Source organism: Cyclobacterium sediminis (genome assembly GCF_054781075.1).
This window is the reverse complement of record NZ_BAAGVC010000021.1, coordinates 27,768-51,085: the sequence shown is the minus strand read 5'-3', so window position 1 is coordinate 51,085 and position 23,318 is coordinate 27,768. Positions and strand designations below refer to the sequence as shown.

The following is a 23,318-nucleotide window of genomic DNA, read 5'->3' as shown; positions in this document are numbered from 1 at the left end:
GACCCGACATTTATCATAAAACAAGAGAATCATGGCTGTAAGAAATGAAAATCTAAATCCGGATAAGTTCAGAGATGCCCTTGGCACTGTGAATCAGGATGGAAAAAGACATTGGGTTTTTCCCAAAAAGGTTTCCGGGAAATTTTATCAATACAGGACCTATTTATCATGGTTACTCCTTGGGATTTTGTTTGCAGGACCTTTCATTAAAGTGGATGGTCGACCTTGGCTACTATTCAATATTTTTGAACGTAAATTCATTATTTTTGGAGCTGTTTTTTGGCCTCAGGATACTCATTTGTTGATTTTCTTATTGCTGATTTTCTTTGTTTTTGTTATCCTATTTACGGTGGTTTTCGGAAGGGTGTTTTGCGGTTGGGCTTGTCCCCAGACACTATTCATGGAAATGGTCTTTCGCAAAATAGAGTATTGGATAGAAGGGGATGCCGGCCAGCAAAGAAAATTGGATGCCATGCCCTGGAATGCAGAAAAAATAAGAAAGAAGTCCATCAAAATGTCCATTTTCATTTTGATTTCTCTCCTTATTTCACATACGGTAATGGCTTACCTTATAGGTATTGATGAAGTAAAAGAAATTGTTACATCTTCTCCGGCAGATAATTTAGCGGGCTTTTTTGGTCTGCTGGCTTTTACTGGGATCTTTCTCTTTGTTTTTTCATGGTTTAGAGAGCAGGCATGTATTGTGGTTTGTCCCTACGGACGCCTTCAAGGTGTGTTACTGGACAATCAATCCATTAATGTGACCTATGATTATAAAAGAGGGGAGCCGAGGGCACCCATAAGAAAGAAAAAGGTAGAAGAAAAGCCGGTCGGAGATTGTATCGATTGTACTTTATGTGTGCAGGTTTGCCCAACAGGAATTGATATTCGAAATGGCGTACAAATGGAGTGCGTAAACTGTACGGCCTGTATGGATGCCTGTGACGATGTCATGGAAAAAGTGGATCGTCCCAAGGGCTTGATTAGATATGCTTCTGAAAACAGTATTCTGAACGGAACATCGAAATTGCTAACAGGGAGAGTGAAAGCCTACTCTGCTATACTCTTGTTGTTGATCGTGGGATTTGTTTCTTTATTAGCTACCAGGGATGACTTGGGTGCCACAGTGACTAGGTTTAGGGGAATGACCTATCAAGCCAGAGAGGGCGCGCAAATCAGCAATCTTTATGAAGTTACCTTAATCAATAAAACCTTTGATGAACAGGAGGTTACCTTAGTGCCTGATGATCCTACATTTACCTTAGAAAAGGTGGGACATACTGATTGGCACCTTGAGGGTCAGTCCAAGTTTGAGGGTAGGTTTTTTCTGGTTAAAAATCAGGAAGACATGAAAGTACCGCAACAAAATGTGGATCTTTTATTGCAACAAAACGGAGTAACCATAGATCGGATTTCGACGAGTTTTATGGGGCCTGTGGCAGAATGACAATATTTAAAGAATAGGATATATGAATTGGGGAAATGGGATTTTATTATTATTACTTGTTTTTATTGGCTTGATGGTTAGCTTGGTTACCATTTGTGTGAAGCAAGATGATATTCATTTGGTTACTGAGGATTATTATGCAGAGGAAATAAAATATCAGGAGCATATTGATAGGGTGAGTAATACCCAGGCTATTGAAGGGAAGGTCATGCAATTTGATGTCCTAAGCAAGACGCTTCAATTCAAATTGCCTGTGGGTGCCAAAGGCGAGTTGCACTTATTTAGACCTTCGGATGCGAGGCTGGATAAGAAAATTCAGATTGTAATTAAGGATCATGAATCCAACATTTTAAAACTGAATGATTTAGAACCGGGTTATTGGAAGGTGAAGATGACCTGGGAAGCAGATGGGGTAGCCTATTTTGAAGAGAAGAAAATAGATGTTTAAATGATTTGGACCGCCTTTATCTGGGGTTTGCTTGGCTCATTTCACTGTGTGGGTATGTGCGGACCTATAGCTCTGGCCTTAGCAGGGAAAGATAGCAACAAGTATTTGTTCAATAAATTACTCTATAATTCAGGTCGGGCTGTTACTTATTCCCTTTTAGGTGGATTAGTTGGGCTGCTGGGATTTTCTCTTTCCCTGGCAGGTATACAACAATGGGTTTCCATTGTCCTTGGACTGATCATAATTGGCTTGGCTTTTTTTTATAAAGAATCTGAAAAGTGGATAACCGGATCTACATTTTCAAAGTCATTGACAAAGTTAAAATCACAGCTGGGAAAATCTATAAAAAGAGGTGGGAGCAAAGCTTTTTTTCTATCCGGCCTATTGAATGGCTTTCTTCCCTGTGGAATGGTGTATATGGCTTTGGTGGCTTCTTTGGCCTTACAAAGCCCTATCTATGGCATGGCTTATATGTTCGTCTTTGGATTGGGTACATTCCCTGTGATGATTTTGCTTATGTTTTCAAAGGATGTATTCTCTTTAAATTTTAGAATGAAAATGAACAAGGCAATGCCCTATTTTGTGATGTTTATGGGGGTGCTATTTGTTTTAAGAGGTATGGGTTGGGGAATACCTTACCTGAGTCCCAAGCTTGGACTGCCAACAGCCCATGCCACGGAACTCCTAGATAGTGATATTACCCATTGTGAATGATGAGAAATCAAGTCCTTGCTGGATAGTAACCCTGAATGCAAATAATGAAATTGATGCTTAAATAAGGGGGCATTTGTTCAAATGGCTCATTGCCACCGGTTTCACTTATAGATTTTTCATTCATTTTGCTGTTGGAAGTCTCCGCATAGGACTTCACTGCATAGGGAGGTCTAAATCGGTTCACTTTAACCTGACTCAAGGCCAAATAATTGTTCTCGGGATTATTGGAATTGGCTTTAATAGAATTTGATAATAAGATATGAGAATGAGCAGGTAAGTTTTTTTCTTCTAACTGGAAGGATTCCTGACCACCAATTTCACCGTTCTTTTTTGGACTTAGCCCCGGTCCTGACCCACTTCCAACGGGCATTCTACCTCTCAAATCCGGTAAAGCAAAAGTGGTCTTCCCATCTCCTCCATACATATCGCCTAAAATTGAAAACAAAGATTGATTGTCTTTGATGGACATTACCCTACCATCACAAGGCGCATAACCGCGTGGTGTGAAATTGCCTGCAAACATTTTTATAACTCCTATGTACTCTTCAAACATATTTAATTTGATTCGTTAAAATGTATCGTTTATTTGTTGATGGGTAAAATAATCAAAATATATTTTATAAGGTAGATTTAAGTGTGTTTTTGATTCGGTTTATTGGGTGATTGTCCAAATAAAAAATATTATTGCCCTATTGTTGCACTCTAAGCATTAGTTTTTTTTGAGGCTGGAAATGGTTGAAAAAGCGTTGGCGTTTTTCTGTGTGAATGGAAACGGTTAATCACTCAACGGTTTTTCTATATTAAGAATAACCGATTGCCTAATAGGTAATTTGAAATTAATTTATCTCTTGACTTAAGATGCCATCGGTACAAGTTTTTGGTTTTACTGATGAGTTTTTTAATAAAATAGTTGGCTTAGTTTGAAATTTGTTGCCCTACTTTTTGTAATTTGTTTAACTCGGATAATTTAAGAGGGTTTCCGGAGCTTTCTAATGAAGTGTTGCAATTGCAATAAAATCTGGCTGTTTGGAGTTTTTAGTTTAGTACCGCTAAGCAATGGAGTGGCTGGTTTTGAAGTGATATCAGTACGAAATAGATTGTCTTTTGGGTGTTTTGTATTTAAATCAATAGATTAATGGGTGTAAACCATGAATAAATTTATCAACTGTGCCCTATTGTTTTTCATCAGTTATTCAATTCATGCACAACAAATTGAGAAGTATTTAATCAAGACAGAAATCGGTGATATTGAGCTTGAAGTGTATCCCGATAAAGCTCCATTAACTGTAGGAAATTTTCGTGCTTACGTTAAAAATGGGCTTTATTCGAATTCTAGTTTTTTCCGGGTATGTACCCCGGAAAACGAAGCGGAAAGAGAGATAAAGATTGAAGTAATCCAAGGGGGAGATGTGCCTGACAGTTTATTGTTGGCTCCAATACCCATAGAAACAAGCGAAGAAACTGGTATAAAACATAAAAATGGAACCATATCCATGGCCAGATTAGGGCCCAATACGGCGCAAAGTTCATTCTTCATTTGTATTAATGCGCAACCTGAACTGGATTATAAGGGAAAAAGAAATCCGGACGGGTATGGTTTTGCTGCTTTTGGTACGGTTACAAAGGGGATGGAACTGGTAAAAAAAATTCAATCCCGAGAAGAAGTGGACCAATACCTTGTTAATCCTATAAAAATAAAATCCATACAAAGAATACATTAAATGATATTTGTTTCCGGGGTAAGGAATAATATTTCATAAAATTCTAAAAATACAGTTAATATATAGATAAAAATGCTTTATTTGTTGGGTAAAATAAACCCAAAAATTGCTGTATGTTAGTCTTTGTTTTGATACTATTGGTGCTGGCCATTATTGTGGTAGCGATCATTAAATTTGAAATCCACCCTTTTCTCGCCTTATTCTCGGGAGCTATTCTATATGGGCTATTGGCAGGAATGCCTACAGCCTTGATTATTAGTTCCATAACTGAAGGGTTTGGAGGAGTCTTGGGGAGAATAGGTTTACTGATTCTTTTTGGAGTAATTATTGGGACTTTTCTGGAAAAATCCGGCGGTGCTTTTGTCATTGCAAAGAAAGTGCTGTCTTGGGTGGGGCAAAAATCAGTAATGCTTGGAATGATGATTACCGGATACATTTCTTCTATTCCTGTATTTGGTGACAGTGCTTTTATCATGTTAAATCCAATCAATAAATCACTCTCCTTTAAAGGGAAGTTGCCTTATGCCGCAACAACCGTGGCCTTAACCTTGGGGATTACTGCTACACATTCACTGGTGCCTCCCACTCCGGGACCTATAGTTGCTGCAGGTATTCTGGAAGCCGATTTAGGAAGAATAATTTTATTTGGTACCATTATCAGTGCTTTGGGATTGATACCCTGTTACTACTTCTGCAAGTATTGGGTCTCAAATATCCATTTAGAACCGGTCTTTGCCAAAGTAGATAAGTTAGGTTATGCAGGCAAAAGTCCTTCGCTTGGCAAATCTTTTATGCCAATTATCATTCCTTTGGTTTTGATAATTTTATCTTCTATTGCAGCATATCCAACCAAACCCTTTGGTGAAAATCAATTCACCTCACTAATTTCATTTATTGGTAACCCAATAATTGCTTTACTTTTGGGCGCTTTTTTGGCTTTTAGCTTGCCTGAAAAATTGGACAGAAAAATACTGTCATCTTCGGGTTGGTTTGGAGAAGCATTATTAATAGGTGCACCTGTGATACTCATCACAGGTGCTGGAGGAATTTTTGGTAAAATGTTACAAAATTCCGGAATTGCTGATCAGATTAGTGGTTTGATGAGTAGTGGACATTGGAGTTTATTCCTTCCTTTTGCCATGGCATTTGCTTTGAAATCTGCTCAGGGCTCATCAACCGTTGCCTTGGTGACTACAGCCTCCATTATGGTTCCATTGATGCCTGCCTTGGGTTTGGATACTGAGGTAATGCGGGTATTTACCGTTTTGGCTACAGGGGCAGGGGCCATTGCTGTATCGCATGCCAATGATAGCTTTTTCTGGGCCATGACCCAATTGTCAGGAATGAATATCAAACAAGGTTACCAGTCACACAGCTTGGGTACCCTTATTTTATCCATTACCTCTATGGCCATTATATTCCTTATGGCCAGTATATTGACTTAGGCGTTTACAGAATTTTAGGAGTTATTTGGCTGTCCATCCTCCGTCTACGGTAAGGAGAGATCCCGTCATGTAATTGGCTGCTTCACTGGCTAAGAATATTGCAGCTCCTTGAATTTCTTTGAGTTCCCCCCATCTTCCCAAAGCTGTAGCACCAATAATAAACTCCTTGGTTGCCGGATCATCGGCAACCGGTATGTTCATTTCTGTAAGAAAAGGTCCCGGGCAAATTGCATTAACCTTGATGTCAAACGGCGCTAACTCTATGCCCAAAGCTCGGGTCATTTGGACCACAGCACCTTTACTAGAAGTGTAGGGGGTACGATTGGCCAAACCTACCAGGCCCAGGGTGCTGGCCAAATTTATTATTTTTCCTGACTTTTGAGCCTTCATATGGGGGGTAACGGAGCGGCTACATAACCAGGAACCAGTGACATTTACTTCCATTACCTTATTAAAATCCTCCAGGCTTACCTCATCTATCGCCCCTCTGATGTTTATTCCGGCACTGTTTATCAAAATGTCGATGCTACCAAATGCTTCTATTGCAAAAGCAGCCATGGCATTGGTTTGGTCTTCCTTAGAAATGTCAGCAGCAAAAGCCAGCGCCTTTACCCCGTAGGTCTTGGCGATCTTATCAGCTATATTATGGCCGTCTTTTTCATTCCTATTCACAATTAATAGATTTGCTCCGGCAGAGGCAAGTCCTGCTGCCATGGCAAGGCCTAAACCTTTGGATCCACCAGTGACTATGGCTGTTTTTTTACTGAGATCAAATAATTTAATTCCTGGTAAGCTGTCTAACATGTTATTTAATTTATAGGTTTAAATTTTCTTTACTGTATGACAATGAAGTCAATACATTGTATTCTTCTTTGGCCAATAAGGTCTCAGGTTTTAAAGAACTGATATTGGGAAGCTTTTCTTTTTTAGCATTTACCCAAGCGAGCATTGCTGCCAATTCAGAGGCCGGCACCTGTTGAAGTGTGGACCAATAACCAGGCGTCAAACAAGGGATAAGCAAAGGGTTTCTAGTAATCATTTCGAGATTAAAAGTAATTGTCGGGTTGTGCTTTTTGCAGGTGTCAACAATATGTTTTAATGCCAGGCAACCTTCTCCTAAAGGGACTTCAGACAATTGAAATCCCTTTTCATAAGGAGCTACAGCCATGTCTTTGACATGCGTAGTGAAAACATAGGGTGCCAGAAGCTGGAGGGTATGTTCAGGCTGCTCCATTAAAGCAATGCTGTTTCCAAAGTCCAAGGTAACCCCTATCCATTCACTTGATATTTTTTTTACCAAATCAACCAATTCATCAGCGCGCCAATCTTTGTGATTTTCAATCGCCAATTTAATTTTATGCTTGCTTAAAATCGGCACTACTTTTTCAAGCATTCTAGTGGCTGCTATTTTGAAGGATACTAAATCTTCTTCTGTATGAAGAGCTTCATATCTTCGAGGTCCTAAACTTACGGTTCTCAATACCTTAACACCGGCTTCCTTTGCCGAGGTAAGTTGCTTCTCAAAACCCGATAAATCAATTTCCTTCCTGGGCATTCCAATGGATCCTTCAAGGTACATGCCAAGCTTTTCTCTTTGATCTCTTATGTTTTTTGAGAAATCAGTAGACCAATCTTTTACTCCAACCTGGATACCTCCGGCACCAATTTTATGGCAATGGTTTAGTAAATCACTTGCATTTTTAAAGCCCGGATAAAGGCTGCTTTGATAAGAAGAATGCCACCTTTTTGCATAAGAATGAACAACAATACCTAGTTTATCCTTTCCAAAAATATCCGGTATGACAGGGATGCTCATGGCCAATAAGCCTAAACTTGCCTTTTTAATAAAATTTCTGCGATCACCGGAATAGTTTGTGATTGTTTTATGTGAGGGATTTTCCGTCATGAATTTTAAGGTTTATTCAAAGGGTTTATTGGTGGTTCATATCGTAAAAGATCTTCTGGTTTCCATGGCAAGACCCTGCCTTGTGTAGAAAGTCTTATTTCTGCAACTGTACCACTCTTTACAGCTGGCGCTTTATTATTCCATTCATTTCTAATATAGGTGAGGATATCTGCTATTCTGCCATTGTCAAGACTAGCCATGGAAGGCATCACAGGTAAAATTTCAGGGCTTTGGTACTGGACTCCATTAACAGTTAAAGAGCCTTCTAATCCGTGAATTAAAATCATGGCAAGTCGCTTTTCATTTCCGGTGACCCACTCAGATTTGTTCAAGGGGGGACCCATTCTTTTTATTCCTTCACCATCTTCTCCATGACAACCGGCACAAGTACTTACATAGTATTGTCTACCTTTGGCAAAGGATGTTTTTTCACTTTTTGACGAGAGGAAGGTGCCTTTAAGGCTGTCCACTTCATTTAATTTGCCGGGCCAGTCGAACAAGTTATTTAACTGATGGATGTTTAAATCACTTTTTTCAAAAGCAGTAGTGGTTGAGAACCTTGGTGCTTTGGGAAGTTGAATGGGTGAAGCTTTTTGATGGGAAGCAGCCACGGACATGCCCCTAAAAATAGCCGAGGATTTCCAATCTTGGGACGGTGCGCTTCTATTTAAGACTTGTACTAACTCTTGCATTTCCGATGGGTCATACTTATTACTGATGGCTGTAGCCAACATTTCGATAAAAATAGCTCTTGAACTCGTTTTATTTTGCCATTTTTTTTGTCCTATTAATGCCTGCAAAAAAGCAAATTCACGATCATGCAAGCTACTGAGCGCCGCATCCCTAAATATTGGCTCATCAATCTTTTGTTCCATTACAGCAAAGATGACCTTATAATTAAACTTAGGAGAAAAGCTGCCTGAACTTAAGATTAATTGAAGGTTTATTGCCGGATTATTATGCTTCACTATTTTAAGCATGGCATTTTTCAGGATCTCTTTAACACGTGAATTATCTGCAGAAACCTGTTCTGCAAGGCGAAGGGAATGGATGGTAACTTGAGGGGTTTCAAATTTATCTCTTTCCAATAGGGAAATGATAATTTTACCATCTAACTTCCCCATTCCTTCTAAAGTCCATAGGGCATGGATTTGTGCCAATGGATACCTGTTATCTAAGGCTAGTTTTTCTAACCCTTCTACTGTGCTATTGTCATTTTTTTCAACAAGAAGCCTTTGAGCCATATCCCTATGCCAGCCGTTTGGATGTTTGAGCTTTTGAATGAGTTCTTGACTTTTTAATTCAGATAGTTTAGGTACTGTTTTGTTTTTTTGGTTTTTTCCGCTTATTCGCCATATTCTGCCATAATGTGTAGGCAATTCAAGTTTTCTATTGATAGTTATTTCTTTTAAATAAGGAGAGATATAGGCTGCATGTTGGATTAGACCTCGATACATGTCGGTAATGTATAAGGCACCATCAGGGCCGGATGTTAAACTGACAGGCCTAAACCGCTCATCTTGTGAAGCAATCACGGAACTACCTTGATCGGGCGAGGTGGTTTGGATAAAAATCCCTTTATCCGTAAGGCTGTACCTTTTAATCAAATTTCCGGAAGGTTCACAGATAAATACATTTTTTGAATATTGTTGTGGAAGTCCATCCCCTCTAAAATAAAAGGGAGAACATGCTGAAGTGAATTCCTTTAGTCTGTTTCTTTTATCCAATGTACCGGGAATATATCCCCTGTTGATGGCTAAATTCTCCCTGATGGGATAAATTTCACGATCGACAGTTAAGCCTTGGTCGATTCCAGAGGTGCTGCTATGGTTGTGGTTTCTGTTAAAATAATTGGGGGGGACAAGGTCAGTGTGCAAAGGAGACCAATTGTAATTGTAGTAAAGCCTTCCATAGTTATCTTGGCTAATACCCCACTGCCCTCGGAATTCAGTGCTGTCTTTGATCCATTTTTGATCTTTAAACTTATAGCGAAACCGAGATTTTGCGTTGTAATACCAATTATCAATTCCTCTCAATAAACCGTTACCGGCATGTTCAGGTAAATTACTTCCTGCATAATCGGGATCTACCAATACCTTGGTATCAGCCACTAAATCACCATCCAGATCCTGCGTCCACCAAAGCGCCATATTTTCTGCAACCAAGGCACCATTGGTTACTATGGCAAGTGCTCTGGGTAGGATAAGGCTATCAAGATAAATGGTTTTTTTGTCCATTTCCCCATCGCCATTAATATCTTCCAAGATTGAAACCCTTCCATTCGGTGCTTGTTCATCAAGCCCGTCTATACTATTCATAAAACCTCTCATCTCAACTACCCAAAGCCTTCCCTCTTCATCAAAACTTGTATAAACAGGATCTTCAACCAATGGTTCAGCTGCCACAAGCTGTATCGAGAGGTCTTTATTAAATTCAAATTTGCTAAGGGCTTCTTTGGCTGAAAGGGCAGGGGAGGGCCCATTCTTCTCTGTGGTGTTACAGCTTGTGCATGTAATAAATACTATCCACACTAGTTTCAAAAAGGATGGGCTTATACAATATGAGAAAAACTTAAACAATTTATTTAACTATTGGGTTATTTGGGTGTGGGTTTTGTTTTTATTTGGTAAATATAAAATTTTAACTTTAAATACAAATAGATTTCTGTGTGTAACAGTTAAAAATTTTACAGGAGGTAATTATAACAGAAGTTAGTGTTTTTGGTCGTTTAGAGGGATGAAAGGTTATGGCAACAAATTAGAGTTGAAATTTTACCTATGCAGGAAATTAAATTAATATAGAGTTTGCTCTGGAGATTGTTGTAAATGAAATCATGGTAAGGTTCATTGAAGTAGGGTTATTAGTTTGATATAATAAATAAAAATTTTTATCCGTTAAGCTTACCGAAAAAAAATTTTTATCAAACTTATTTATTTTTATTATTTTTTTCACTTTCAATATAATAAATAAATCAATAGATGGTACGGTTTGATTATTAGATAATTTAATTCTGAATTCTTCTTAAAATTCAGTTTGAAATAAGATACAATTATCTTTTCATTATGCATATTAATTTGGTATAAGTTTTAAAATCAAAATTTAGTGCTTTTTTACGGAAAGGGTTTAAAATAAAGTAGGTAAAATAATGATGTTTTTTAACGAAAAAGTTTTAAATTGTATAAATGAAGTTTGATTTGGTAATTTATTTGAGGCTTTAAATCAATTTTAAATAATTGCATCAATTTTTTTTTCCTTAAATTAAAAAATCATATTATTGCCTAAATCGATTGATTAATTATTTTTTTGAAAGTATTTTTTATAATAGATAATAATTAACAGATAAAGAGAACCCATTATGCCAGTACTACCAGTTGCCTCAGTAAGTCCTTTAGTATTTTTAGGAACCAGTCTGTATTCAAGGACCGGGTATTCGCATTATTTTTCTCGGAAAAATTCTTTATAAGTTAAACATTGGTTGCTTTTACCGGTTAAATCTATTGAGCTTCATTAAAAATAGTGCTCTTAATTTAAATCAATTAATTTATACTAAACCTAAAATTTACTTATGTTAAAAATTTACAAATTATGCAGTTTGGTACTGTTGTCTTTGTTTGTTAGCACGGGCTTTGCCTTGGCGCAAATAGAGGTTTCGGGTACCGTCACGGATGACCTTGGGGATCCACTTCCCGGTGCAGCCGTATTGGTAAAAGGTACATCGAATGGTACTGTAACAGACCTCGATGGTAATTACACAATTTCAGTTGCCAATCAAGAATCCACTTTGGTGTTTTCTTTTTTGGGGTTTAATAATGTGGAGGAGGCCGTAGGAAGTAGGACCACAATTAATGTTACATTGGAACAAGGATTAAGTGGATTGGACGAAGTGGTTGTAACAGGGTACGGCTCTCAGTCTCGGCGAGAGATTACCGGTGCTGTTACTTCAGTGGATTCTGAGGAATTACTTGCCATACCTGCTACAACATTTGCACAACAGTTACAGGGCAGAGCAGCAGGTGTTACCATTATCAACGACGCAACACCGGGAGGTGGAGCTACTGTACGAATTAGGGGTTTTGGAACGATTAATAACAATGATCCCCTCTATGTAATAGATGGTGTTCCCACCCAAAACCAGGGGAATTTAAATCCCAATGATATTGAATCGATTCAAATATTAAAGGATGCCTCAGCTGCTTCGATTTACGGTTCAAGGGCTGCCAATGGTGTGATTATTATCACTACTAAAAGGGGAAAGGTAGGGAAGCCAAGTGTTTCTTTTAATGCCTATTATGGTATGCAAACATCTGATAGAGGTCCTGATCCATTGAATGCAGAAGAGTTGGGAGAATACCTTTATTTAGCCAATATTTATGGAAACCCAGGAAGTACGCCCACACACGGCCAGTATACATGGGGTCCAAACGGAGAGGTAAGTATACCTGATTATGTATTCCCTAGTGGAGCCATGGAGGGAGATTCCGGAGTTGATCCTAGTTTATATGCATTGGAACCGGGAAATATTTATCCCATAACCAGAGCATCTGACACCGACTGGTGGGCTGAAACCACAAGATCTGCGCCTATTCAGAGCTATCAAGTGACAGCAAATGGAGGAACCGAGAATGGTAGATATGCATTGTCCTTAAATTATTTCAGTCAAGACGGTGTAGTAAATAATATAGGGTATGATCGATATTCTCTCAGAGCCAATACTGAATTCAAAACACTTAAAAATAGATTAACGATCGGAGAAAACCTTTCCGTTACAGTTGGTAACAGAAAAGGTGGCTTTGGTAATGGATCAAGAGGTAATAATGAAGAGCAAAATGCTGTTTTTAGTTCATCCCTGCAACACCCACTTTTGCCTGTATATGATATCATGGGCAATTTTGCAGGAAGTAGAGGAGCCAATCTAGGAAATAACTATAATCCAGTAGCCTTTCTAGAAAGGGCAAAAGACAATAGGAATTTAGAATTGAGGGTTTTTGGCAACATCTATGCGCAAGTTGACCTTACGGATAATATCTATGTTAGATCAAGTTTTGGTGTGGATGCAAACAATAGAAGGGCTCGTTACATTGGCAGACCTCAGCCTGAATATGTTGAGGGTAATTTTGTCAATAGCTCCACTGCAGAGAATGAATATTCTTATCAATGGGTATGGACCAATACTTTGAGTTATACCAAAACCTTTAATGAGGTACATGCTTTCGATGCTTATTTAGGTTTGGAGTCCATCAAAGAATTTGGTGAAATATTTGGTGCTTCCAGGCAAAGATTTGCTTTTGAAACCAATCCTATTATTTCCTACCTTGACTTAGGAGATCCCAATACTGCAACCAATTTTGGAAGAGTAGAGAGTGATTATAGATTGTATTCTCAGTTTGGTAAACTCAATTATTCCTATGATGGGAAATACCTCGTTCAGTTTATTTTAAGAAACGATGGTTCTTCGAGGTTTTTAGCTGCATCAAGAAATGCAACCTTCCCTGCTTTTAGTTTAGGATGGAGGTTATCAGATGAAGCAGCAGTAGCTGAGGCCTTACCCATAGTGTCTGACATGAAGTTGAGGTATGGTTGGGGTAAAACAGGTAACCAATTGATAGGTGATTACAATGCCTATACAACCTACAGATCCAATATTTTTAACGCAGGATATCCCATTGATGGTTCCACTACCACACCTGCTCTTGGTTTTGATGCACAGCGATTTGGAAATCCGAATGCGAGATGGGAGACTACCACTTCAAATAATATAGGCTTAGACATAGAATTGATGGACGGTAAGTATTTCTTCGAATTGGATCTTTGGAACAGGGTAACTTCTGATATGCTATTCCAAACACCAATTAATTACGGACATGGAGATGCTACTGCACCTTTCTTTAACGTAGGCCAAATGACCAACAAAGGTATTGACCTAAATTTAGGCCTTGACGACACCGCTATGGGAGGAGAATTAAGATATGGAATTTCCGCCAATTTCTCCATGTACAGAAACAATGTTGATAATTTGGCTGAGAATGAAGACAATGTATTGTTTGGTACTTCCACTAGAGTTCCCTCCGTTACAATCACTCAATCCGGATACCCGATTTCTTCTTTCTTTGGATACAATAACTTGGGTATATTCCAAACCCAGGAAGAGGTAGATGCCCATCCGGCTTACGGTAATTACAATGCTGTTGGTAAATTTAAGGTTCAGGATGTTAATGAGGATGGTGTGATTACCGATGCAGATAGGACCATCATTGGAAACCCTCACCCAGACTTTGTTTATGGCATCAATGTCAACCTAGGATATAGAAACTGGGATTTGGCCATCTTTGGAAATGGATCAGTTGGAAACGATATTTTTAATTATATCAATTACTGGACTGATTTCAACACTTTTCAGGGGAATAAATCAAAGACAGCTTTGTATGATGCATGGCAGCCTAGTAACCCTTCCGGAACGTTCCCAATAATGGACATCAATGATCAGGTAAGTAGTCGACCTTCCAGTTATTTTGTTGAAGACGGATCTTATTTTAGAATGAGGAATGTGCAGTTGACCTATAATTTGTCTGAAGCATTATTAAGTAATATAGGCATGAGCCGGGCTTCTATTTATTTTCAGGGACAGAACCTGTTTACCATTACGAAGTATACAGGGACGAATCCTGAGATTCAGACAGGAAGTAACAATACCGTCGGGTTTGATGGAGGTTATATGCCTATTTCCAGAAATTTGATTTTGGGAGTAAATGTTACGTTTTAATCAATCATAACATAAAGAAGCAAACAAATGAAACGAATATATTTAAAAATAGCTACAGCATTTGTACTAGGACTGTCCATTACTTCCTGCCAGGAAGAGTTTTTGGAAACGGTACCCCAAGGTCAATTCAGTACAGTAGATTTGGCTAATGCGCAAGGCGTAGAGGGGCTGCTGTTAGGAGCCTACGCAATGATAGATGGATATGGACTGGATGGACAATCCGGATGGAATGGCACCATTGACAATTGGGTGTATGGAGGTGTAGTATCAGATGACGCCTATAAAGGAACAGATGCAGGTGATCAGCCGGAACAGTCCTTCCTGGAAGCTTTTGATTTTCAACCTACTAATCTTCACTTAAGAAATAAATGGAGAGCGGTCTATAAAGGAGTAGCTCGTGCAAATGATGTTCTAAACACTTTGAAAAAAGCTGAAGATGTGTCTGAGGCGAGGAGTGCTCAAATTATTGCCGAAGCAAGGTTTTTAAGAGGGTTTTTCCATATGGAAGCTAGAAAAATGTGGAGAAGAGTTCCTTATATTGATGACACTACCTTCGATCTAATAGATTTAGAGAGTAGTAAAGTTCCCAATGATAAGGAGATTTGGCCGGATATTGAGGCTGACTTTGAAGCTGCAATGAATACCCTACCTGAATCACAGGCAGATGTGGGAAGACCTACAAAATGGGCAGCTCAAGCTTTTCTTGCCAAAGCAAAAATGTTTCAGGGATGGGACCAAAGCACCGGGGAAGCCAATACTAGCGTGTTGGCAGAAGCGAAAACCCTTTTAGATGATATTTTAAACAACGGCCCATTTTCATTGACCAATACTTTCCAAGAAAATTTTCTTGTTGGAACGAGAAACAATGAAGAGTCAATCTTTGAAATTCAATTTTCTATATCAAGTGCCACTACAGCTGCAGCCAATGAAGGAACTACTTTGAATTATCCGTATACAGACCCTTGGGGATGCTGTGGGTTTTATCAACCTTCTCAGAATTTGGTAAATGCTTATAAAACTTCTGAAGATGGACTTCCACTTTTGGATACCTTTAATGACAGTGATGTTCCCAATGATCAGGGTCTCGCATGGAATGATCCTTTTCAAGCGTATGAAGGGCCATTAGATCCGAGACTAGACCATACAGTAGGAAGAAGAGATGTGCTTTATAAAGGATATAAAATTCATGGCAGTGACTTTATTAGAGATCAGAACTATGCCGGACCTTATTCTCCTATCAAGCATGTGGCAGAACCGGAATTTTTCGGCATAGGATCTAACCCGCGCTTGTCAGCCAATAATTACAGAATCATGAGGTTAGATATGGTGATTTTATGGCTTGCTGAGGCTGAGGTTGAACTTGGTAACCTAGAAAGGGCCAGAGAGCTCGTTAATATGATCAGAACCAGAGCGGCTAATCCTGATGGTTTTGTACCCAAAGCCATTCAAGGGGATGAAAGGAATGATTTTACTATAGTGGAGGGAGAACCTGCCGCCAATTATGTGATATCTACCTATGATATGCCATGGACAGACCAAGATGTGGCAAGAAAAGCCGTGAGAATGGAAACAAGGTTGGAATTTGCTATGGAAGGGCATAGATTCTTTGATTTACAGCGATGGGGTATTGCTGCTGAAACCATGAATGAATACCTTAATGAAGAAAGTACCAAAAGAACTTACTTAAGTAATGCAAGCTTTACCAAAGGGGTTCATGAATACTTCCCTGTGCCTTTAGAGGCGATTGAAAGATCCTTTAAAGAGGGATCACCTACATTGGTTCAGGATCCAGCATTCGATTAAGGAATTATTTTCGATTGATTGTAAAAAGGGTGGGGTTTCCTCACCCTTTTTTATTTTTGTATTGTACCTCTAAAAAGCATCCTTTTTTGCTAAAAGATATGGAGCGTTTTAAGGTAGAGAATTAGATTGCAAAGCAATTATAGTCAATAGGTTCTTAACCTTCCACTTGCGTTTTAAATTTTTTTCTCAAAAGTTTAATCCAGGTAATTTTTGGAAACTCAATGGGGTAAACCTCATTTGAAAAACAAACTATATATCTCCTTATTTAGTTTTGCCTATAATTTTTATTTGCATTGATCAACAGGTACTCCAAGACCAATTAATTGTCTTGAATTTTGTAAAAACGCTCTTCTAAAAATTCTTTATATTTATTAGGGATTTGTTGGTTTTTTTTTCATTATGATTTTCAATGTTAATGAGCGCACAAAAAAATCGGTGGACTAACCACTTTTTATTTCCTTCATTCGTTTTATGAATAATAAAAATTAAAGACTAGTGAATAGAATATTTAATTTTCCATCGATTTAATAGGTATATTTGACCTTTTAATTAAATAATAGCTGAATGCCAAAGTTGATTAGGATCACTACTGTTCCCATTTCTCTCAAATTATTATTAAAAAATCAAATGAGTTACATGTCAAATGCAGGATTTGACGTGCTTATGGTTAGTTCAGATGGGAAGGAATGGCATGATGTTTCAAAAAATGAAAAAGGCATTAGGAAAGAAATCATTCCTTTTACCAGAAAAATCACTCCTTTACAAGATGTTTATTGTCTGTGGTTGTTATACCGTTTGTTTAAGCGTGAGAAACCAGATATTGTACATACTCATACACCAAAGGCCGGACTTTTGGGTATGATTGCCGCGTGGATGGCCCGAGTACCTGTGAAAATCCATACTTTAGCAGGGCTTCCTTTTATTGTGAAAAAAGGTAGAAAAGCGAAGTTTTTATCAGGAATTGAGAAAATTACTTTCAGGTTTGCAGACGAGGTTTGGCCCAATTCATATTCGTTAAAAAAATTTATATTGGATAAAAAATTAGTTCGGCCGGATAAAGTGAAAATTATTGGAGAGGGATCTTCCAATGGGGTAGACCTAAAGGTTTTTAACAGGAGTAATTTACAGGAAAACCATTTAGTGGCAGCTACCATGCGAATTTTACCTGGTGAGGATGACTTTTTGATGCTTACCGTTGGTCGATTAGTCAAAGATAAAGGGATTGCCGAATTAGTGGAAGCTTTCGTTCAATCTAAAATTGTAAATCGGTCAAAGTTGATTTTGCTGGGAGATTTTGAACAGAAATTGAATCCTCTTGAGTCCAAAACCATAAACCAGATTAAAGATCATCCCAGAATTGTGCATGTGCCTTGGACGGATCATGTTGCGCATTATTTGGCCATTTGTGATGTTCTTATTCATCCTTCCCATAGGGAAGGGTTCCCCAATGTTCTTTTAGAATCAGGAGCCATGTGTTGTCCCATAATCTGTTCGGGTATTCCGGGAAACACAGATTTAGTAAAACATAAAAAGACTGCCCTAGTGTTTCAAGTTGGACATATTTCTGCATTAAAGGAAGCCATGGAATTTGCCTTTGTTAAAAGAACAGATATGCAGGGGTATGCGGAAAATCTTCACCAAAGGGTAGTAGAAAAATTTGAAAGAAAATCCATTCAAAAAAGTATTTTTAATGCATATAATCGCTTGTTGAATAAGGAATAATGTACTTTAAATTTAATTTTCTCATTTTTTTTCAAACCGTTCATATTTACTTAATTTTGGAGGTGGCCATAAAAAGTTTTTACATGAAAAAACTGGTATTACCGGTTTTAATTTTTATTTCAATTACTTCCTGTATAAGTAATAAGAGAATAAATTATCTTCAAAATTTAGAAGGAAATGAACCAATTGAGTTGGATGAATTCATTCCCTTTGCAGATGTAGAGTATGAGTATGTTTTACAGCCATTTGATATTGTAGATATTGATTTTGCATCTTCTAACGAGGACTTATTGAAAGCATTTCAGTTTCAGGGTGCCAATGCAGTAAGGACCGGTAGGGCAGGTGGAAATGGAAACATGGACATCTTTTATTTTTCTGGATATTCAATAGATAAAGACGGATTCATTCAAATCCCAAATTTGGATCCGATCAAAATTGCAGGTTTTACAGAATTGGAAGCAAGAGATAAGGTTCAGAAATCCATTGGGTATTATTTCAAAGATGAAGTGCAGGTAAAGCTTAGAATTGGAGGTATACGATTTACAACCTTAGGGGAATTTCGGGAAGTAGGGCCAAAGATGATTTTAAAAAATCGAGCTACCATTTTTGATGCGATCTCAATTGCAGGAGAATCTAATATACTGGCACGCAAAAATGAATTGTTTTTAATAAGGCAGTATGACGGGGGTACTAAAATTCACCAAATCAACTTGAATGATAGGCAGCTTTTGGCTAGCCCTTATTACTTCATCCAGCCCAATGACATTTTGTATTTGCAGCCGATGAATATTAGACAAATTGGTTCAGGAGAGAATTTGACCGGTAGCCTACAGCTAGGGGTATCTATTATTACCGCGTTGATGTTTTTATATGGAATTACCTCAGGGCTCTTTTAGTTATGGAGAATCTAGATCTTTCGCAATTTGATGAGCAAGAAAAGCCAATAGATATTAAGTATTACCTAATTAAATACTTTAGGTATTGGCCTTTGTATTTACTTAGTATTGCAATCGGTTTAATCTTCGTATTCCTATTTCATAGATATACTGTCGAAAGGTATGAAGTAAGAGGGAGTGTCATGATAAAGAACAATGCTTCCCCAGAAGTCAGAATCCTGGATCGATCAAATATTTTTTCAGGAGGGGAGAACCTTACCAATGATATTTTATTATTTTCCTCTAAAAATCTGGCTTCAGAAGCATTGAGTAATTTACACTTTGATGTGAGTTATTTTGCCTCAACCAATATTAAAGAAATTGAACTGTACAAAAATAGCCCAATAAGAGTTGAAGTAGATTGGAATTACCCGCAGATCGTCAATAAAAAAATCAGTATAAATATTCTTTCTGATTCCACATTTAGGTTACTTTCCGGAGAAAATACTTTTTTTGATACATTTTTTACAAGCTACCAATATGTTGAAGAAGAAACAGGTATTTTTAACAAGGAGCTTAAATTTGGCGAGGAAATTATAGGTGATAGGGCCAAATTTAAAGTCTACCTACTTGACAATTCTCGTCAGTATGATACCTATGAGTTTTTACTGCATAACCCTACTTCCTTAGTGGATAGGTATGCTAATGCCATTCAGGTAAAACCACTTATCAATTATGGAACCGTACTTGAAATAAGTACGGTTACAAAAATTGTGGACAAAGGCAGTGATTATATCAATGCGCTAATGGACGCTTTTCTGGAATATGATCTCAAGGAAAAGAACAGAATCTCTGAAAATGCATTAAGGTTTATTGAGGAGCAACTCTATATTGTTGAAGATTCCTTGAAGTCTGTGGAAGGAAGAATGCAGCAATTTAAAGTGAGCAATAAAATGTTGGATGTGAACGCTGAGTTCGGTGGCGTACTGAATAACATTCAGGATTTAGAAAGAAATATTCAATCCATAGATTTTGAATTGGGCTATTACAATAGCTTAAAAAATTACCTGATTACTAAAACAGATTCTTTTGAGGAAATTGTTGCTCCCTCTGTGGTGGGTATCGATGATCCGCTTTTTAATGAATTAGTAGGTTCATTGGTGACCATTTCTCTAGAACGACGAAAGTTACTTTCTCTGGTAAATGAAACACACCCTGATGTTGAAGTATTGGATCAGCAGATCCATAGATTGAAAGAGAATTTATTTGAAAATATTGAGAACCTCATAGGCAATACGGAAAGTAGAAAAAAGGAAAATCAAAAGAAATTAAACTCCTTTGACAAACAATTTTCTAATTTACCCAAGGCAGAATCAGATTATACCAATATTTTAAGAGAATTTAAGCTGAGGGAAAATTTGTATACCTATCTTCTTGAGAAAAGGGCAGAAGCTGGCATTGCCAAAGCATCCAATGTTCCCGACAATAGTATTGTGGACCAAGCAAAAAGGGGGACTTTAATTTTTCCTAAAAAAACGCAAAATTATACGTATGCCATCGGCTTAGGATTCTTTCTTCCCTTAGGATTTTTGGTGCTGTTTCATTACTTAAACAATAGAGTAATGGATCAGATCCAATTAAAAAGCCTGATGCGTATCCCACTTCTAGGAACCATTGGCTATAGTGATAAAAATACCAATTTATTAGTTGCCGAGTATCCCCGGTCGTTGGCTTCGGAATCATTTAGGTCCCTGCGTTCGGCGCTTTTCTATATAGCCAGTGAAAAAAAATGTAAAAGAGTATTGGTTACTTCAAGTATTTCAGGAGAGGGAAAAACATACATTAGCTTGAACCTTGCTTCTGCAATGGCCTTAAGTGGGAAAAAGACATGTATTATGGGGCTTGACCTTCGAAAGCCCAAACTGGCAAAATATTTGGGCGTATCTAACAAAAAAGGACTTTCTACCTTTTTGGTGGATAAGGATTCGGCAGACGAGATTATCGTTAAAACACCCTACGAAAACCTATATGTGGTCCCTTCTGGAGCGGTACCCCCCAATCCTGCTGAACTGTTATTAAAGGATAAAATGGGTAAGTTTCTAGACCACTTGGAAGAAAGTTTTGATATCATCATTATGGATTGCCCACCTGTAGGTTTGGTTTCCGAAACCATGGATTTATTGCGTTTTTCAGATGTTAACTTGTACATTGTAAGACATGATTTTACAAATAAAAACCACCTCTTGATGATCAATGATCTTTATGCCAATGACCAAGTAAGGAATTTTTATGCCATTTTTAATGGATTGAAAAGTGGTGGAGATACCTATGACTTTAGCGGGTATAATTATGGTTATGGATACAATTACTCTTACATGAAGAAAGATAGCTATGGGGATGGTTATTATGCTGAAGAAAAAGTGCATAAAACTAGTCGACTTGTAAAATTGTTAGCAAAATTTAAGGTTTAAATGCTATCATAAAATAAACAAGAAATAGAGATTGTGATTAATTTGGATTTACGAAATAATTGTTCGGTTTGAGTAGCTAAATTCAAATGAGGTTATTTATAAACTTAATTTAAAATTTTTACATACATATTATATCTTTTAATTATGGAAAAATCAATTTTGATTACTGGGGGAGCAGGTTTTATAGGTTCCCATGTTGTCCGACTTTTTGTAAAAAAGTACCCTAACTACAGAATTGTAAATTTAGATTGCTTGACCTATGCAGGCAATCTGGAGAATTTAAAGGACATTGAAGGAGAAAAAAATTACGTTTTCGCCAAAGCGGATATTAATAATGAGGAGCTATTAAAGGAGGTATTCAATGACTACCAAATTACTGACGTAATCCATTTGGCAGCAGAATCTCATGTGGACAGGTCAATCACCGATCCCCTGGCCTTTGTGAAAACAAATGTTATGGGAACTGTTAATTTGCTAAATACAGCCAAAAATTTCTGGAAAGACAGAGAAAATCACCTTTTTTATCATGTTTCCACAGATGAAGTGTATGGCTCATTGGATGATGGCGGGTATTTCCTGGAAACCACCCCATATGACCCTCAATCTCCCTACTCTTCATCTAAAGCGGCATCAGATCATTTTGTAAGGGCTTATGCCAATACTTATGGCTTGAGAACAGTGATTTCAAACTGTTCCAATAATTATGGCCCCAACCAATTTCCTGAAAAGCTAATTCCACTATGTATTCACAATATCAAACAAAATAAACCCTTGCCGGTTTATGGAAAAGGTGAAAACATTAGAGATTGGTTGTTTGTGGTGGATCATGCCAGAGCTATTGATCTAGTTTTTCACGAAGGTAAAACAAATGAAACCTACAATATAGGAGGTTTTAATGAATGGAAAAACATAGATATTGTGAAGCTCCTATGTGAAATCATGGACAGAAAACTGGGCAGAGATAAAGGAGCTTCAGCGCAATTAATTACCTTTGTGAAAGACCGAGCGGGACACGATCAGCGGTATGCAATTGATGCCGATAAAATCAACAAAGAATTGGGATGGAAGCCCAGCCTTACCTTTGAAGTTGGAATTGAAGAAACCGTTGATTGGTACCTGGAAAATGAAAAATGGCTGGACAGTGTGACCTCGGGAGATTATCAAAAATATTACCAAGAACATTATAGTTAAAATCCATTCAGTATGAAGCAATATCACCAATTATTAGAACACATATTGGATCATGGAATTAAGAAAGGAGATCGAACAGGTACCGGCACGCTAAGCGTATTTGGATACCAAATGAGGTATGATTTGTCCAAAGGATTTCCTTTGGTTACCACTAAAAAATGTCATACTCGATCTATTATTCATGAGTTGCTATGGTTCTTATCCGGTGATACAAATATCCAATACCTGAAAGATAATAAAGTTTCCATTTGGGATGAATGGGCCGATGAAAATGGTGATTTGGGCCCCGTGTATGGGTACCAGTGGAGACACTGGCCCGACGGGAATGGAGGAGAGATTGATCAAATAAAGAATTTAATTCATCAGATTAAAACCAACCCTAATTCCAGGCGACTAATTGTTAGCGCCTGGAATGTGGCTGATGTAGATCAAATGGCCTTGCCTCCTTGCCACCTCCTGTTTCAGTTTTACGTGGCTGAAGGTAAGCTGTCCTGTCAGTTGTACCAACGCAGTGCGGATGTGTTTTTAGGAGTGCCTTTTAACATTGCTTCCTATGCTTTATTTTTGGCCATGATAGCCCAGGTTTGTGATCTTGAAGTAGGAGAGTTTATCCATACCCTTGGAGATGCTCACCTGTATAACAACCATCTTGATCAGGCCCGGCTCCAGCTTAGTAGAGAATGCAGACCTTTGCCTCAGCTAAAATTAAACCCTGAGGTAAAGGATATTTTCTCTTTCAAATATGAAGACATAGAATTGCTGAATTATGATCCTCATCCCAGGATAAAAGCAGAAGTATCGGTTTAAAAGTAAAC

General features: G+C 37.9%; 16 protein-coding genes. 12 read left to right on the top strand and 4 right to left on the bottom strand.

What is annotated here, in order from left to right; all coding sequences use genetic code 11:
* The first annotated feature begins 31 nt into the window (after positions 1-31).
* From ccoG to ACYVHJ_RS17455, 3 genes are read left to right on the top strand one after another with little or no spacing between them, the layout of a single operon-like run.
* On the top strand, positions 32-1,447 hold the full coding sequence (gene ccoG / locus ACYVHJ_RS17465) for a cytochrome c oxidase accessory protein CcoG (RefSeq protein WP_460517322.1): 1,416 nt from the start codon (positions 32-34) through the stop codon (positions 1,445-1,447).
* Between the two features lie 22 nt (positions 1,448-1,469).
* Complete coding sequence (locus ACYVHJ_RS17460; RefSeq protein ID WP_339906163.1) at positions 1,470-1,895, top strand: FixH family protein; 426 nt, start codon at positions 1,470-1,472, stop codon at positions 1,893-1,895.
* Positions 1,896-2,609 carry a sulfite exporter TauE/SafE family protein gene (locus ACYVHJ_RS17455; RefSeq protein ID WP_460517318.1) on the top strand — a complete coding sequence of 238 codons (714 nt, stop codon included), beginning with the start codon at positions 1,896-1,898 and terminating at the stop codon, positions 2,607-2,609.
* A gap of 7 nt (positions 2,610-2,616) precedes the next feature.
* Here the strand turns inward: ACYVHJ_RS17455 and ACYVHJ_RS17450 are convergent, their stop codons facing one another.
* Positions 2,617-3,162, bottom strand: a complete 546-nt coding sequence (locus ACYVHJ_RS17450; protein ID WP_460517315.1) for a phage tail protein — start codon at positions 3,160-3,162, stop codon at positions 2,617-2,619.
* A 595-nt stretch (positions 3,163-3,757) separates the two neighbouring features.
* Between ACYVHJ_RS17450 and ACYVHJ_RS17445 the strand changes: the two genes are divergently transcribed.
* Together ACYVHJ_RS17445 and ACYVHJ_RS17440 are read left to right on the top strand one after the other, a co-directional pair.
* Complete coding sequence (locus tag ACYVHJ_RS17445; protein WP_460517312.1) at positions 3,758-4,330, top strand: peptidylprolyl isomerase; 573 nt, start codon at positions 3,758-3,760, stop codon at positions 4,328-4,330.
* A gap of 113 nt (positions 4,331-4,443) precedes the next feature.
* Positions 4,444-5,775, top strand: coding sequence for a GntP family permease (locus ACYVHJ_RS17440; protein WP_460517309.1), 1,332 nt, complete (start codon positions 4,444-4,446; stop codon positions 5,773-5,775).
* A gap of 21 nt (positions 5,776-5,796) precedes the next feature.
* On the opposite strand, the gene ACYVHJ_RS17435 is transcribed toward ACYVHJ_RS17440, so the two are convergent.
* From ACYVHJ_RS17435 to ACYVHJ_RS17425, 3 genes are read right to left on the bottom strand one after another with little or no spacing between them, the layout of a single operon-like run.
* Entirely contained in the window at positions 5,797-6,579 is a 783-nt protein-coding gene (locus ACYVHJ_RS17435) for an SDR family NAD(P)-dependent oxidoreductase (protein ID WP_460517306.1), read from the bottom strand.
* A gap of 10 nt (positions 6,580-6,589) precedes the next feature.
* Positions 6,590-7,681 carry a sugar phosphate isomerase/epimerase family protein gene (locus ACYVHJ_RS17430; RefSeq protein ID WP_460517303.1) on the bottom strand — a complete coding sequence of 364 codons (1,092 nt, stop codon included), beginning with the start codon at positions 7,679-7,681 and terminating at the stop codon, positions 6,590-6,592.
* Positions 7,682-7,686: 5 nt separating this feature from the next.
* Positions 7,687-10,212: a DUF7133 domain-containing protein gene (locus ACYVHJ_RS17425; protein ID WP_460517576.1), complete on the bottom strand. Its 2,526-nt coding sequence runs from the start codon at positions 10,210-10,212 to the stop codon at positions 7,687-7,689.
* Positions 10,213-11,246: 1,034 nt separating this feature from the next.
* Between ACYVHJ_RS17425 and ACYVHJ_RS17420 the strand changes: the two genes are divergently transcribed.
* From ACYVHJ_RS17420 to ACYVHJ_RS17390, 7 genes are all read left to right on the top strand, one after another.
* Complete coding sequence (locus ACYVHJ_RS17420; RefSeq protein WP_339902791.1) at positions 11,247-14,441, top strand: SusC/RagA family TonB-linked outer membrane protein; 3,195 nt, start codon at positions 11,247-11,249, stop codon at positions 14,439-14,441.
* Between the two features lie 27 nt (positions 14,442-14,468).
* Positions 14,469-16,244, top strand: coding sequence for a RagB/SusD family nutrient uptake outer membrane protein (locus ACYVHJ_RS17415; RefSeq protein WP_460517299.1), 1,776 nt, complete (start codon positions 14,469-14,471; stop codon positions 16,242-16,244).
* 564 nt (positions 16,245-16,808) lie between these two features.
* Positions 16,809-17,966: a glycosyltransferase family 4 protein gene (locus ACYVHJ_RS17410; protein WP_460517296.1), complete on the top strand. Its 1,158-nt coding sequence runs from the start codon at positions 16,809-16,811 to the stop codon at positions 17,964-17,966.
* An 83-nt stretch (positions 17,967-18,049) separates the two neighbouring features.
* Positions 18,050-18,862: a polysaccharide biosynthesis/export family protein gene (locus ACYVHJ_RS17405; RefSeq protein ID WP_460517293.1), complete on the top strand. Its 813-nt coding sequence runs from the start codon at positions 18,050-18,052 to the stop codon at positions 18,860-18,862.
* Between the two features lie 2 nt (positions 18,863-18,864).
* On the top strand, positions 18,865-21,312 hold the full coding sequence (locus tag ACYVHJ_RS17400; protein ID WP_460517290.1) for a GumC family protein: 2,448 nt from the start codon (positions 18,865-18,867) through the stop codon (positions 21,310-21,312).
* 144 nt (positions 21,313-21,456) lie between these two features.
* Positions 21,457-22,503 carry a dTDP-glucose 4,6-dehydratase gene (gene rfbB / locus ACYVHJ_RS17395; RefSeq protein ID WP_303612049.1) on the top strand — a complete coding sequence of 349 codons (1,047 nt, stop codon included), beginning with the start codon at positions 21,457-21,459 and terminating at the stop codon, positions 22,501-22,503.
* Between the two features lie 12 nt (positions 22,504-22,515).
* The gene (locus ACYVHJ_RS17390) at positions 22,516-23,310 is read left to right on the top strand and encodes a thymidylate synthase (protein ID WP_339902690.1); all 795 of its coding nucleotides are present in this window, start codon (positions 22,516-22,518) and stop codon (positions 23,308-23,310) included.
* The last annotated feature ends 8 nt before the right edge of the window (positions 23,311-23,318 follow it).

What these genes read in the sequence shown, in the direction of transcription:
- ACYVHJ_RS17445 (WP_460517312.1), top strand. Translation starts at nt 3,758, where the DNA reads ATGAATAAATTTATCAACTGTGCCCTATTGTTTTTCATCAGTTATTCA.
- ACYVHJ_RS17460 (WP_339906163.1), top strand. Translation starts at nt 1,470, where the DNA reads ATGAATTGGGGAAATGGGATTTTATTATTATTACTTGTTTTTATTGGC.
- ACYVHJ_RS17455 (WP_460517318.1), top strand. Translation starts at nt 1,896, where the DNA reads ATGATTTGGACCGCCTTTATCTGGGGTTTGCTTGGCTCATTTCACTGT.
- rfbB (WP_303612049.1), top strand. Translation starts at nt 21,457, where the DNA reads ATGGAAAAATCAATTTTGATTACTGGGGGAGCAGGTTTTATAGGTTCC.
- ACYVHJ_RS17410 (WP_460517296.1), top strand. Translation starts at nt 16,809, where the DNA reads ATGCCAAAGTTGATTAGGATCACTACTGTTCCCATTTCTCTCAAATTA.
- ACYVHJ_RS17430 (WP_460517303.1), bottom strand. Translation starts at nt 7,681, where the DNA reads ATGACGGAAAATCCCTCACATAAAACAATCACAAACTATTCCGGTGAT.
- ACYVHJ_RS17415 (WP_460517299.1), top strand. Translation starts at nt 14,469, where the DNA reads ATGAAACGAATATATTTAAAAATAGCTACAGCATTTGTACTAGGACTG.
- ACYVHJ_RS17390 (WP_339902690.1), top strand. Translation starts at nt 22,516, where the DNA reads ATGAAGCAATATCACCAATTATTAGAACACATATTGGATCATGGAATT.
- ccoG (WP_460517322.1), top strand. Translation starts at nt 32, where the DNA reads ATGGCTGTAAGAAATGAAAATCTAAATCCGGATAAGTTCAGAGATGCC.
- ACYVHJ_RS17420 (WP_339902791.1), top strand. Translation starts at nt 11,247, where the DNA reads ATGTTAAAAATTTACAAATTATGCAGTTTGGTACTGTTGTCTTTGTTT.
- ACYVHJ_RS17435 (WP_460517306.1), bottom strand. Translation starts at nt 6,579, where the DNA reads ATGTTAGACAGCTTACCAGGAATTAAATTATTTGATCTCAGTAAAAAA.
- ACYVHJ_RS17450 (WP_460517315.1), bottom strand. Translation starts at nt 3,162, where the DNA reads ATGTTTGAAGAGTACATAGGAGTTATAAAAATGTTTGCAGGCAATTTC.
- ACYVHJ_RS17400 (WP_460517290.1), top strand. Translation starts at nt 18,865, where the DNA reads ATGGAGAATCTAGATCTTTCGCAATTTGATGAGCAAGAAAAGCCAATA.
- ACYVHJ_RS17405 (WP_460517293.1), top strand. Translation starts at nt 18,050, where the DNA reads ATGAAAAAACTGGTATTACCGGTTTTAATTTTTATTTCAATTACTTCC.
- ACYVHJ_RS17440 (WP_460517309.1), top strand. Translation starts at nt 4,444, where the DNA reads ATGTTAGTCTTTGTTTTGATACTATTGGTGCTGGCCATTATTGTGGTA.